This window comes from Coprococcus sp. AF16-22 (assembly GCF_003461545.1).
Classification (GTDB): Bacteria; Bacillota; Clostridia; order Lachnospirales; family Lachnospiraceae; genus Coprococcus; species Coprococcus aceti.
In genome coordinates, this window is sequence record NZ_QTXH01000014.1 from 36,393 (window position 1) to 49,587 (window position 13,195).

Annotated in this window: 12 protein-coding genes; all 12 read left to right on the forward strand. The window is 39.2% G+C overall.

The annotated features are described in order from the left end of the window. The first annotated feature begins 311 nt into the window (after positions 1–311). The 12 genes from DWW60_RS12375 (at position 312) to essC (ending at position 13,139) form a co-directional block, all read left to right on the forward strand. Complete coding sequence (locus tag DWW60_RS12375; RefSeq protein WP_022216716.1) at positions 312–602, forward strand: WXG100 family type VII secretion target; 291 nt, start codon at positions 312–314, stop codon at positions 600–602. Positions 603–626: 24 nt separating this feature from the next. Beyond that, complete coding sequence (locus DWW60_RS12380; protein WP_117875491.1) at positions 627–944, forward strand: hypothetical protein; 318 nt, start codon at positions 627–629, stop codon at positions 942–944. A gap of 14 nt (positions 945–958) precedes the next feature. Next, on the forward strand, positions 959–1,231 hold the full coding sequence (locus DWW60_RS12385; RefSeq protein WP_055273954.1) for a WXG100 family type VII secretion target: 273 nt from the start codon (positions 959–961) through the stop codon (positions 1,229–1,231). Positions 1,232–1,249: 18 nt separating this feature from the next. Beyond that, the gene (locus DWW60_RS12390) at positions 1,250–1,549 is read left to right on the forward strand and encodes a WXG100 family type VII secretion target (protein ID WP_015533472.1); all 300 of its coding nucleotides are present in this window, start codon (positions 1,250–1,252) and stop codon (positions 1,547–1,549) included. An 18-nt stretch (positions 1,550–1,567) separates the two neighbouring features. Continuing rightward, positions 1,568–1,885, forward strand: coding sequence for a WXG100 family type VII secretion target (locus tag DWW60_RS12395; protein WP_015533471.1), 318 nt, complete (start codon positions 1,568–1,570; stop codon positions 1,883–1,885). 60 nt (positions 1,886–1,945) lie between these two features. Then, positions 1,946–2,224: a DUF4176 domain-containing protein gene (locus DWW60_RS12400; RefSeq protein WP_022216712.1), complete on the forward strand. Its 279-nt coding sequence runs from the start codon at positions 1,946–1,948 to the stop codon at positions 2,222–2,224. Continuing rightward, a complete protein-coding gene (locus tag DWW60_RS12405) occupies positions 2,214–3,437 on the forward strand; it encodes an HNH/ENDO VII family nuclease (RefSeq protein WP_158565913.1) in 1,224 nt (407 codons plus the stop codon). The genes DWW60_RS12400 and DWW60_RS12405 overlap by 11 nt, the downstream gene beginning before the upstream one ends. An 11-nt stretch (positions 3,438–3,448) precedes the next feature. Then, positions 3,449–3,919, forward strand: coding sequence for an SMI1/KNR4 family protein (locus DWW60_RS12410; RefSeq protein WP_055147849.1), 471 nt, complete (start codon positions 3,449–3,451; stop codon positions 3,917–3,919). A gap of 166 nt (positions 3,920–4,085) precedes the next feature. Next, positions 4,086–5,036 carry a PASTA domain-containing protein gene (locus DWW60_RS12415; protein WP_055147846.1) on the forward strand — a complete coding sequence of 317 codons (951 nt, stop codon included), beginning with the start codon at positions 4,086–4,088 and terminating at the stop codon, positions 5,034–5,036. A gap of 2 nt (positions 5,037–5,038) precedes the next feature. Further along, positions 5,039–6,976, forward strand: a complete 1,938-nt coding sequence (locus DWW60_RS12420) for a leucine-rich repeat domain-containing protein (protein WP_055147843.1) — start codon at positions 5,039–5,041, stop codon at positions 6,974–6,976. Between the two features lie 14 nt (positions 6,977–6,990). Next, entirely contained in the window at positions 6,991–8,763 is a 1,773-nt protein-coding gene (locus DWW60_RS12425) for a hypothetical protein (RefSeq protein WP_055280670.1), read from the forward strand. Between the two features lie 17 nt (positions 8,764–8,780). Continuing rightward, entirely contained in the window at positions 8,781–13,139 is a 4,359-nt protein-coding gene (essC, locus tag DWW60_RS12430) for a type VII secretion protein EssC (RefSeq protein ID WP_117875493.1), read from the forward strand. Positions 13,140–13,195: the final 56 nt, after the last annotated feature.

Consider the following 13,195-nt stretch of genomic DNA (forward strand, 5'->3'; position numbering starts at 1 on the left):
CATAACAAAAAAATTTGTTGTGAAAGGTGCGTGTTTTTTATGAAAATAAAGAAAGTTAACTCAGATGCCATTAAACTATACGAGACCAATATGGTAAAATTGAAAACTGCTGGAAATACCCGAGAAGTCCAGTTTATGGCTGGAAATAATAATCAATAATGCTTTTGACATAAATAAACAAATTTTGTCAAAATGTGGCTGTTAGTTACAAAAATATAAACAAATAAATTTAGAAAAACAAAACCATTGTTGACAAAACGGTTTAAAAGATGTAATACTAAAAATACAAAATAATTGAATGGAGAAAGATTATGTCGGATAAGATAAATGTCGATACAAGGAAGTTGCACACAGATCTTGTGATTATACAGGACTGTCTGGATCAAAGCACAATTGACAGACGAAACATCCAGAATGATTATCAAGATCTTATTAAAGAATGGAAAGGCCCTGCAGCAGACTCATTTAATACAAAATTTGAGAACAGCGATAGTAAAGTTAAATCCATGTATGAGGATCTTCAAAAGAAAGTGGACTCATTGCTTGATGTATGCAATACGTTTGAGACTTGTGAAAAAAATGTAATTGCTCTGATTGGCTAGGGTGCTTAATAACGGAGGGAAAGTATGTATGTTGAGACGGTGAAAGTACCGATAAATAAACTGGAAACATTTCATGATACCTTGATCAAGGGGGCAACAGATCTGGGAAATCAGTATGATACGATCATATCAACCTGTGGCAAGATACAGGAATATTGGGAGAGTGAAGGCTGGGCAGATATTTATTCTGATCTTGTATCGAAGATGGATACTATGCAGGCATTTATGGAGGATATGTATTCGTATGGTGATACATTGGGTGAAGTTATAGGAAACTACATCACTGCTGAAGTTGTGAATGGGGATATGACCTCATCGTTACCAGATAACATAATTCACTGAAGGGATGTAAGCACATGGAAAAAAAGATTAGTGATTTGGAATATTCAGAAATAGCAGCGGCTATAAATGGCTACTTGAATTCAGAAGCAAGTATAAAGCAGTATGTTTTATCTGATTTGGGAAGTGAAGTCGAGACTATAAGAAAAAACTGGAAAGGGGATGCAAGTGACAAATATATTGGAAAACTCGAAAGTGTATACAATGACATATCCAATACATGTACAGCACTTGAAAATTTAGGCGTGGGTATGAGCCGGGAGGCTTCAAATATATACCAAAATCAATAATAGAAGGAAGGATCAAGTATGGGAGCATTTTCAGTAACATCGTCAGAGATGACGAAAAGAACAACAGAGCTTCGCTCGAAAAATCAGTCTCTTAAGAAGCAGATAACCAAGCTCAGAGACAGTAAGGAGGCTCTGAACAGTACATGGGATGGTAGCGCGAAAAAAGCTTTCAGCTCTGCAGTTGAGAGTGATGTTTCACAGATGACAAATTTTAGTAATCTGATAGAACAGTATTGTTCAGCGCTGGACAATATAATAGCTAATTATGAAACTACAGAAGCCACAAATGCAAATACAGTGGCTCAGAGAAAGTATTAAAGGGAGGAAAATACAGATATGTCAGATATGAATTTGAAAGTCACCCCGGCGGAACTGGAGGCTAAGGCTGCTGATTTTAAATCAGTTATGACTCAGACGAAATCGTTGACAGATGATATGATGAATGATGTCACTGGACTTTCATCATCATGGACAGGAGATGCGTCTGCATCGTATATAAACAAATTTAGAAAACTGCAGACGGATATGGATACCATGGGCCGAATGATTAATGAACATGTAAATAATCTTACAGAACTTGCTAAAGAATATACGACAACAGAGAAAAAGAATGCAGCGGCAACGGAATCGCTTGCAGCAAATATTATTTCGTAGGAAAGAAGTGCCATCTCTGATAGCCATCAGAGATGGCATTTTGAGATTGAGGAGGTTATTATGATTGAATTTAAGAAATATCTGCCGATCGGTTCGGTTGTGTTATTAAAGAACGCAAATAAAAGGTTGATGATATATGGAAGATTGCAGAAGGCAGAGGATTCAGATAGCGTAAGGGATTATATAGGATGCCTGTATCCAGAGGGAAATATATCTACAAAACAGACGTATATGTTTGATCATGACCAGATAGAACGGGTATATTTTGTTGGATTTCAGGACCCGGAAGAGTTTGAATTTGTTGACAAATACCTGAATGAGGGAAATAATGGAAAATAGAGGAGTGCTTTTGTATGTAGACCTTGGCAGGCTTGAAGATGAACCTTACAGATTGTCAAAGATATATGGTACACTTGGACAGTATATTGATGATATCAGACGACAGAGAGATATAATATACATAAGCAAGATGGCGGAATCCCTGGATGTATCATCCCTGGACAGATATCGTGCTCAACTGGTAGACGAATATGATCGGCTTGGAACTCTGAAGAAGATTCTGGATGAGGCATACGATCTATATAAAGAATGTAATGAAAAATTCGAGGCATCTGGACAGACTCTATGCAACCTATATGCTGAAACTCCATGGTATGAGACCAGTGAGGGAAAGCTGGCTATAGGCATAGGCGTGCTTGTGGTTACTGCTGCAGTGGCGATAGTCTGCCCTGCTGTACTAGGGGCGGCGGCCGCCACAGTAACACAGTCTATAGCGACATCTGCTATTATTGGTGCTGCCACGTCAGGCGTTATGAATGGAATAGCTTCAATGAAATCCGGCAAGTCATTTTATGATGGATTTGCAAATGGTTTTGAATCTGGAGCAATATTGGGTGCAATCAGTGGAGGATTAGGAGCTGGAACATCTGCAATTATGTCAGGGGCAGAACTCACAGTAGGAAGAGTCATGGCTGTAAAAGCTATGAATATGGTATCTGATGCAACTGTAGATACTGTGGTATATGCGTATCACTCAAACAAGTATGATAAAGACTTTACTGGCGGAGATATAGTTAAGACTTGGGTAAAAAGTGCGGCAACATCGTTTGCTATGCAGTCTGTTGGAGGTGGGAAGTCGTCGTCAAAGGCGGAGAGTGAAAATGGTGTTATATCTACTGGCAAAGGACAGGGAGGGGGTGGAGGTAATGTTAATTGGAAGAATGGCAAAAAAACTGTTGATGTAAACGGAAAAACTGTTACAATGGATAAAAACACATTTGATCCTGGTTTTGTAGACAAACAGGGTCGAACGAATACACAGAGAATGGAGCAAGGACTGGCACCTATTGGAACAGATGGAAAATCTGTTAATATACATCACATTGATCAAACAGATAATGGACCAGTTATGGAAATAACGGCTACAGAGCATCAGCAGAATTACAGCAAACTGCACACTAATATAGGACAAGCTCCATCTAAGATTAATAGAAGTAAGTTTAATAAGTGGAGAAGAGAATATTGGAAATGGCGAAGTAATAATTTAGATTAGTGGAGGTATATATGAGCTATACAAATTTTATTAAAGCAATGGAGTTAGCACCTAAATGTAAATTTTATACTACAGCGGGGGGGAAAAACGAAGAAGAAATTAGAAAATCAGAGCAAATGCTTAATATAAAATTTTCAAATCAAAGTATAGAATTTTATAAAAAATATGGCTATTTATCATTTTATGGTAATGAAATTTTTGGAATTGACCCAGATGATGATTCAGGAATATTGGAGGGGAATTCTGTTGCTTATGCGTTAAATGACCGGAAAGAATATAACTTACCTAATGAGTGGATACCTATATATAATTTTGATGATGGGAATATGGCATATTTAGATTATTCATATTTAAACGAGCAAAAAGAGCCTAGGGTTATAATGGCATTTTATAATGGTAAGGAATATGAGATAGTTGAAACGTTAGCAGAAGATTTTGGGGATTTTGTTTTGCAATTAGTGCAAGAACAAACAGAAGTGTAAAACTATAAAGGCATGATTTGTAAAAATACATTGTTTACTTAACAACATTTGTTATGAAAACAATGTATTTTTTTATAATTAAATAGAGAAAAACTAAATGACTGTTGACAAAAATAATTGATGATGCAATACTATTGTTTGACAATAATGTAAAGGAGATGGTGTTGTGTCGCGGGAAGATGATGTTGGAGCTGCGGGCGTTGGAGAAGCTGCGAAAGATAGCAGAGATGAGCTTGAAGACATTTTAAAAGCACTTGAAGCTGGTGATTCTGACAAGCATGGACCCAATATGAAGATCATCATAGGTGTAATAGCTGGAATCGTATTGGTTTCAGTTGTGTTAATTATCATGATGGTTAATAGGAAATCTGTTGTGCCTGATTTTGTTGGGCACACAACGGCGGAGGCAAAACAAATTGCCAGAGAGTCTGGTGTAACGCTTGAGGAGAAAAAAGAATACAGTTCTGAGGTAGAAGAAGGATGCGTTATCTCACAGGATATAGCCAAGGGAATGAAGGTGAAACGTAAGGCTTCAGTTGGAATAACGGTCAGTAAAGGCAAGGAGATGACAGTTGTGCCGGAATTTGTTGGTGAAATTCTGGATGATGCCAGAGCTATGGCTACAGAGGCTGGTATAGAGCTTGAAGAAACTGAAGAATATAGTAAGGATGTTGCGGCTGGCTTGATAATTGAACAGCAGGATACACAGGGAACCAGCATAGAAAAGGGGAGTTCTGTAAAGGTCACAGTAAGCCTGGGAGAGCAGACAGTAAAACTTCCTGACTTTGTAGGTATGACCTTGAATGATGCAACTATACAGTGTTCAACCCTTGGAATCACCTTTAGTACCCTCCAGGAGAATTCTGATACCGTTGATGAGAATGTGATCATCAGACAAAGCGTAAAGGCGGGAACTGAGATGACTGAAGATACTCAGTTGTATCTGATAGTGAGTAAGGGCAAGAAGACAAGCTCGTCTGTGGCTGCAAGCTCCGGTTCAGCAGGTGGTGGATCGGGATCATCTGGTGGTTCGGGAACAAATGAACAGGCGGACAGCGGAACATCAAGCGTAAATGAAGATGAGTTTATAACAGAAGAAGAAGAGTGGGGTGATTGATCATGAAAAAGGAGTTAAAGAGAAGGATAATTACAGTAATTGTAGGAGCAGTGATTATGTGTATGGTCAGCCTTGTTCCAGAAATGGTACAGGCATATGCTTCGACGAATGCAGTGTCGGAGGATGCTGGAATCAGGGCTGAATATAATGGTGACAGTGGGGTGCTGACATTGGATGTTTCCACAAATAAGGCGATGATTGACTTTGGACTGGAGGACAAGAAGCCGTGGACTAATTTCAATGTTATAAAGGTTGTAGTAAAGCCTGGAGTTACACATATAGGTAACAATGCATTTTCAGGATGTACAAATCTGGAGTCTGTGGTTATAGAGGGAGACGAACCTCTCACTATAGGACGAAGGGCTTTTTATGGATGTACTTCTTTAAAGTCTGTGGAATTTTCGAAAGGAACTTTGTCGGTGGGGGCGTATGCATTTGCCAGATGTTCAAGTTTGAAGAATGTAGACATGTCTGGATCTCAGATATACGAACTTGGTCAGTTTGCATTTGGAGAGTGCTATAGCATAACCGATTTGAAATTATCAGAGTATACCAAGAATCTGGGAGACTATTGTTTTCAGGGCTGTAACAGAATAAAGAACATAGATATTCCTGATAATTTATCAAGTGTTGGAAATTGTGCCTTTGCGGGATGCGAATTGTTAGAGCATCTGGATTTTTCGGAAAGACTGACAAAACTGGGCGATTTCTGTTTTATAGGGTGCAAAAATCTTCAATATGTTAGATTGTTAAGAAGACCGGCGGATGCGGATTTTGGAACCGGCTTGTTCAAGGAGGGAAATCCAACCGGAACATATCTGTATACATATGAGGCTGGTAACAACATATATACTCCGGATTCTGATGAGAATGTGATTATCAGGAGGGCTTATAGGTTTGATGAAAACAGTATGAATGTAAGTATTCCGGCTAAGAGTTATTCTTATACGGGAAAGCCTATAAAACCGGTAATTAAAGTTACGGATAATGATGGCTCTGTAGTAAATGCAGATGCATATGATGTTACATACTCGAATAATAAAAATGTCGGAACCGCTGTTATAAAGATTACAGGAAAAAATGAGAATATCGGCACACTCACAATGAAATTCTCAATAGTTCAGGCAGCATGCAAGCTTTCTGTTAAGAAGGATGGTAAGCAGGCCGCAGGTACATATACGCTTCTTCTGAACAGTCGTGGAACAGCATCTATGACCCTGGCAGCTACGACTTCAGGAAATGAGAAGATAAGGTACACAAGTTCAAACGAGAATGTACTCAAGGTCAATGACAGAGGAGTCATAACAGTCACAAAAACGGGTACAGCCAAAATAACAATATGCGCTAATAATAAGACAAAGTCAAATTATAAGCCATGCTCAAAAACAATCACTGTGAAGGTAAGAAAACCTCAGAGCATACAGGTTAAGAGTAAAAAGACACAGTATAATTATAAGAAGGGCGTGAAGAGAAGCATAGGAGCCTCAGCAAAGGGTGGAGTCAGACTTACATATAGTTCATCCAATCCTAAGGTTATTTCTGTAGCGAATAATGGAAAGATAACAATAAAGGGTGTTGGTAAAGCTATAGTTACGATAAAAGCAGGTGATAATGGTGTATATGAGCAGAAGGTAAGAAAGATTACATATTATGTAAGACCGGTGATGTCATCTGTGTCAATTGCCCATAACAGCAAAACACTAAAAGTAACAGTAAATAATCCTACTCCGAATTCAAAGGTTATCGTAAAAGTGTATGAATCGTCAAAGATGAAAAAACTATATGGTAAGCCACATATAAAAACTGTAAAGAAAGGCAAGAAAGTAGTTATTACTGTGAATGTATCAAAGTATAGCAGATACTATCCTGTAATTTATGTGAAGAAAAATGGCGTTGAATCACAGAAGGTTACAAATAGCAGAGGAGATATAAGGAAGTAAAGGGGGCATTTCAGATGACGAGAGTAAAAAAACTTATAGCGGCAGTGATGATTGTCTTGGCTATATGTTCATTTGGTATGGTGCAGGCACACGCTGATGAGTCGGATTCGACTGATGCGGTAAAAACCTATTATTGCATAGCAAATTATCCAGTTGGAGTAAGATTAAGTACATCACCAAACGGAAGAGCGCTTGCATGGATAACCATGACCGAGTCTGAAGCAGCGGATGCGTATGTGTATGGAAAAATAGATTACAGTGAGGATAAAGACGAGCTGAAGATACGTGGACTTACCGCACAGTCCATGAGACTCTACTGCGAAAAACTGGCCATAGGCAGTGAGCCATGCAAAATAGACAAGATAATCTCATGTGGAGGCAGTATCATGACTCTTGAGGTTAAGTCTGGTTCATATCTAAAGTGCAATGAAGTCGTGGGGGCTCACCGTTTTGATATTGCTCCAAGCGGACAGGATAATAATGTGTACAAGCCTTCAGCCTTGAATTTATCAGAGGACAGTGCTGAGGTGATCATTTCAGATGATAAACCATATGTATATACAGGCAAGGTGATAGCTCCGACAGTACAGGTCAAGTATGAGGGAAGAGTTATTGAACAGGGTACAGACTATAAGGTCACCTATAAAGACAATATTAATGCAGGAACACAAGCAAAGATTGTGGTGACTGGATGTGGAGATTATGGCGGAGAGATCCAGAAGGAATTTACAATTAAGCCTGCAAATGTGCAGTCTGCATCGATAGATGTGGCATCTTGTGTATATGACGGAACAGCAAAGTTACCAAAGGTTACAGTGAAGCTGAATGGTGCGGTAATGGGTACTGATAACTATAAGATTACTTTAAAGAATAATGTATCGGCCGGAAATAAAGCGGAGGCAGCCATAGAGGGTTGTAAGAATTTAACTGGAAAAGTAAGTAAGACATTTACAATTTCTCAGGCGGATATAACAAAAGCGACAGTGACATTAGCTGCTAATTCTTATACATATAGCGGAAGTTATTTCAAGCCTGCAGTTACAGTTGCGTATGGAAGTGCAAAGCTGAAGGCATCAGATTATACAGTACAATACGCAAATAATAAAGAGCCTGGTACAGCGACAGTTACTGTTACGGCAAATGGTTCCAACTGTGTATCAGGAAAGAGAGTTGTAAAGAATTTTAGAATTGAAAAAAAGGTACCGGTGATCTCGTTCAAGAGTCCTATATCAACAACATGGCACAATGCAAATGGAACACATGGCTTTGAGTGTGTTGCACCTAGTGATTGTCAGGGTACATTTAGCTTCAAATCAAGTAATCCTAAATTGCTTGCGATCAATGCGGCAGGTGGAAGAGTTCAGGTTATGAATAACAAAGCATTTGGCAGTGTAGTGATTACAGCTACCTTTACACCAAAGGGAGCGGATGCTGCGCACTATAGTACAAAGTCTATCACCAGAACTATAAAAGTGGTGCCAAACATAGTTAAGATAGCGAATACAGAATCTAAAAAATCAGGACAGTTATATATACAGTGGTCTAATAGTAAGAAGGAGTATAATGCCAGCGAATATAGGATATATTATTATGGCTACAAGAAGGACAGTGAAGATTGTGGACAGATGTCACTATATAATTCAAAGAGTAAGATAACGGGTACCAGTACAACCATAACCGGACTGAAAGCTGGAAAATATTATATTAAGGTTGTTCCTTGCTATAAGTCAGGCGGAAACGTGCAGAATGGTGCCAGCACAAGTGCTGTAAAGTGTGTTATTAAATAGTCGAAAGAGGAAATCTTATGGAATTTATGACTCCTGTGGATAAATATATGATATCGGGTGTCCATCGTATAAGAATAGGAAGTCTTGACGAGAATGAGATTGTGGTGAGAAGCCCGGAAATGATTGGTGTTCAGACCGAATTTGTGGAAAATGGAAATGGATGGATTATATGTGATACTGGCAGTCGTAGCTTGACCGTGGATGGCAATCTGGTACAGTCAGGATACAAGCTCAAATGTGGAGATATTATAGAACTCGGTGCTTTAAGGATAATATATTGTGTGCAGATTATCGGTGTGATTATACAGAACGACTTAAAAGACAGTATTATTGTCAATCTGCCATACTTGGATTCAGAGGCGCTTAAGTATGAGGATGTTCAGGGAAAAGACAGATTTTTTCACAGATCCCCCAGAAATACGAAGGAGCCGGTTATAGAGTCTGTGACAATTGAGAATCCACCGGCAAAACAGCAGATAGAAAAGAAACCGCTCTTGATGGTTATAGGACCAACATTTACGATGATGATCCCTATGATGCTTGGAGGAGTTCTTGCTATGTACAGCTACAGATCATCAGGGAGCAATTCTGGAATGCTTATGTATACAGGTCTTATCACTGCTGCTGCATCTGCGGTTATAGGAGTGTTATGGGCCTTCATCAATATGCATTATGATAAGAAGAGAAATGCACAGGGGGAGCTTGACAGGAGATCTGGGTATGCCAGATATCTGAGGCGGCAGATAAAACAGATAGCTTCTAATCAGAATACTATAAAAAATATGCTCGGAGATATGTACAAATCTCCTGATGTTATAACGCAATATACAGATCAGTCAACTGAATTGTGGAATAGAAACAGGAATCATAAGGATTATCTGGTGGAGCGAGTTGGCCTGGGAACATTGGATGTGTCAGAGTATATAACTGTTCCTAAGATACGAATGGAACAGTCTGATGATGAATTGATACAGATTCCGGGCAAAGTAAAGGCTGTATATTCACGAATAAAGGATGTTCCGCAGGGCGTGGATCTCGGAGCTACAGGTATAATAGGTATAGTTGGAGTGGGAGATAAGAGCAAAGCATTTGATGTGGCAAGAACCATGATTGCACAGATAGCAGCGAATAATTCTTATCGTGATGTAAAACTTGCATTTGCATTCGATTCTGAAACTGATAGCAGTGAATGGATGAACTATAGGTTTATGCCGCATGTGTGGCTCGATGATTATAGTGAGAGACTGATGGCGTCAGATAGAAGCTCAGTGGACGACCTGTTTTTCAGAATTATTGATATTCTGAGAGACCGGGAACAGAAAGATTATACTATAGAGAAGCGACAGTTTACTCACATTGTGTTGTTTGTTGCTGATACTTCTCTGCTGGAAGGGCATGCGATAAATAAGTACATAACAACAGATGCACAGAAATATTCTTTCACAGTGGTAACCTTGGCTGATAAGGAATCGCAGTTGTTGAATGACACTACTTATGAGCTTATAATCGACAAACAGTTTTCGGGAATCCATAGGATGAAGACGGATGAGTATAGCCATGTAGATTTTGATAAGGTGACAGAAAGTCAACTGGCAGCTTTTGCCGACAGAATAGCAGTTATAAAGGTGAACGAAGATGTGGAGGCTGGCGGTATACCCGACAGCCTTACATTTTTTGATATGCTGGGAATACAAAGGCTGGAAGAATTGCGGGTTCTCGACAGATGGAAGACAAACAAAAATTACAACAGTATGCGGGCTGTCATAGGTCAGTCGGCTGGTGGCAAGGACTGTATTCTTGATGTACATGAGAAATATCATGGTCCCCATGGGCTTGTTGCGGGAACTACAGGATCGGGAAAGTCGGAGACGCTGCAGACATATATTCTCTCAATGGCGATAAACTACAGCCCTGATGATATAGGCTTTTTCATTATTGATTATAAGGGCGGAGGAATGGCAAACCTGTTTGATGGTCTTCCACACATGATAGGAGCAATATCGAATCTGTCAGGAAGTGCGATAAAGAGAGCTATGGTGTCCATAAAGAGCGAGAATATGCGAAGACAGAGAGTCTTCAATGAGGCCGGAGTGAACAATATTAATAATTATACCAAGCTTGTAAAAGCCGGTGAGGTAGAACTTCCGGTACCACATCTGTTTATAATAGTGGACGAGTTTGCCGAGCTGAAGCGAGAACAGCCGGAATTTATGAAGGAGCTTATAAGTGTTGCACAGGTTGGACGAAGCCTTGGTGTTCATCTGATCCTTTCTACGCAGAAACCAGCAGGAACAGTCGACGAAAATATCTGGTCGAATTCCAAGTTTAAGCTGTGTCTTAGAGTGCAGGATAAGCAGGACAGTAAAGAGATGCTGCACAAGGAGGATGCTGCTTTTATAACTCAGGCAGGAAGGGGATATCTGCAGGTTGGAAATGATGAAGTGTATGAGCTATTCCAGTCTGGCTGGAGTGGAGCTGAGTATCGGGGAGATGCGGTTTCTGGTGAAGATACACGAACTGCGATACTTTCAGCTTCTGGTTCGGAGATTATAAGAAAGAAGAAAATTGCCAAAGTGTCAAATCCGGCAAACAGCGTAACGCAGTTGGATGCGGTTAAAGAGTATTTGGCCAAGGTAGCAAGAGAAAATGGATATAACAGAGATTATAGTTTGTGGATACCACCAATAGCTAATCCTATATTTATAGACGATATAGATGATGAATATCCGATAAATAAATCAGATGATGCATATTCATTGGTGGCAACTATAGGAATGTACGATGATCCATCAAGGCAAAGTCAGAAACCATATAGGATCGATATTGCGGATGCTGGAAATATTGCAGTATGTGGAACGAATGTAAGTGGTAAAAGTACCTTTGTTCAGACACTTATTGCATCATTGATAACCAGATATAAAGCTTCAGAAGTAAATATATACATAGCAGACTTTAGCAATAAATCTTTGCGGTGTTTTGAACAGGCTCCACAGGTTGGCGGTTTTGTTAGCGAGGATGATGATGACAGAATTAGGAAACTGATATTCTTAATAAACAGGATTATATCTACAAGAAAAAATATTCTTGGTGGAATAAGCTTCAACTCCTATAAAAAAGTTAACAAAAACGATATGCCTGCAGTAGTGTTCATAATAGATAACTATGCTGGATTTCGTGAAAAAACAGCAGAAATATATGATGATAATATGCAGAAGATTGTTCATGATGGTACTGCATATGGAATATATACGATTGTAACTGCAAATGGATTTGGTAATACGGGAATACCTGGAAGGATAGAAGACAATATATCTGAAACAGTGGCATTGAGCCTGAATGAAAAGTATATGTACTCATCGGTTCTGAGAACAGGAAGAGTGGAGCTTGAACCGGAAAATCTAAAGGGAAGAGGACTCATAAAGGTCGATGGAGAAGTAATGGAATTCCAGACAGCGATAGCTACGGATAGGTGCGATGATATGGAACGTATAGAGTTACTTCGCAATATGTGTGCATCTATGGCTGAAGGAGCTACTGAGGTAGCGGAAGGTGTTCCTGAAATTCCAGAAAAACCTACGTGGGAGATATTCAAGAGGCGTAATGATGTTGCACAGATGTGTAATGGATATATGCTGCCGATAGGATATGACAGTGTAAGTGCGGAGGGATATGGAATAGACCTTAGGAGAACATTCTGCTATACAATTACGGGCAGAGCAAGAACTGGTAAGAAAAATGTTATGCGGTTATTGATGAATGCAGCACTGATGAGAAATGCAGATATAGTTGTTATAGAACATGGTTCCAATGAGTTCAAGCCTGATTCGGAATTGTTGGGAGCAACGTATATAGATAGCGAAGCAGCACAGGCAGATTACTTTACAATGCTGGTTCCAGAATTTGTGGAGAGAAATAAGTTTAAAAATCAGGTAAAGGAACAAGGCTATGATGAGAATGAAATATATAGCCAGATGACCCGGTTTAAGGAAACATACATTTTTATTGCAGATATGGAAGCGTTTTTAAATACATTGTATTCGCCGAGTGAAGGCATTACAAGAATTGTCCCATTTATAGAGAATGTTGTAGAGAAAGGCGCTCTGCACAACATATTCATTATAGGGTTGATTGATACAGCAAGTCAGTCAGAATGTCGTGGACGAAAAGTATATGATGTTATGACTGGATATCATATGGGAATACAACTGGGTGGCAATTGTGCCGAAACTTCATTTTTTAATTTTACTAATCTATCATTTACAGAGGCAAATAAGATATACAAACCAGGTATAGGTATGATCCCACAGGATAATGATGATCAGAATGTATCGCAGATAATTATACCGTTATACAGGAGGCAGATAAAGCATGATTAAGTCCAGGTTGATTAAGCCGGAAATAAATCAAGAATTTGATGTTCAATATAATGAGA

Excerpts from the sequence above, each read along its gene's own strand:
- essC (WP_117875493.1), top strand. The coding sequence starts at position 8,781 with ATGGAATTTATGACTCCTGTGGATAAATATATGATATCGGGTGTCCAT.
- DWW60_RS12390 (WP_015533472.1), top strand. The coding sequence starts at position 1,250 with ATGGGAGCATTTTCAGTAACATCGTCAGAGATGACGAAAAGAACAACA.
- DWW60_RS12420 (WP_055147843.1), top strand. The coding sequence starts at position 5,039 with ATGAAAAAGGAGTTAAAGAGAAGGATAATTACAGTAATTGTAGGAGCA.
- DWW60_RS12380 (WP_117875491.1), top strand. The coding sequence starts at position 627 with ATGTATGTTGAGACGGTGAAAGTACCGATAAATAAACTGGAAACATTT.
- DWW60_RS12395 (WP_015533471.1), top strand. The coding sequence starts at position 1,568 with ATGTCAGATATGAATTTGAAAGTCACCCCGGCGGAACTGGAGGCTAAG.
- DWW60_RS12375 (WP_022216716.1), top strand. The coding sequence starts at position 312 with ATGTCGGATAAGATAAATGTCGATACAAGGAAGTTGCACACAGATCTT.
- DWW60_RS12400 (WP_022216712.1), top strand. The coding sequence starts at position 1,946 with ATGATTGAATTTAAGAAATATCTGCCGATCGGTTCGGTTGTGTTATTA.
- DWW60_RS12405 (WP_158565913.1), top strand. The coding sequence starts at position 2,214 with ATGGAAAATAGAGGAGTGCTTTTGTATGTAGACCTTGGCAGGCTTGAA.
- DWW60_RS12425 (WP_055280670.1), top strand. The coding sequence starts at position 6,991 with ATGACGAGAGTAAAAAAACTTATAGCGGCAGTGATGATTGTCTTGGCT.
- DWW60_RS12410 (WP_055147849.1), top strand. The coding sequence starts at position 3,449 with ATGAGCTATACAAATTTTATTAAAGCAATGGAGTTAGCACCTAAATGT.
- DWW60_RS12385 (WP_055273954.1), top strand. The coding sequence starts at position 959 with ATGGAAAAAAAGATTAGTGATTTGGAATATTCAGAAATAGCAGCGGCT.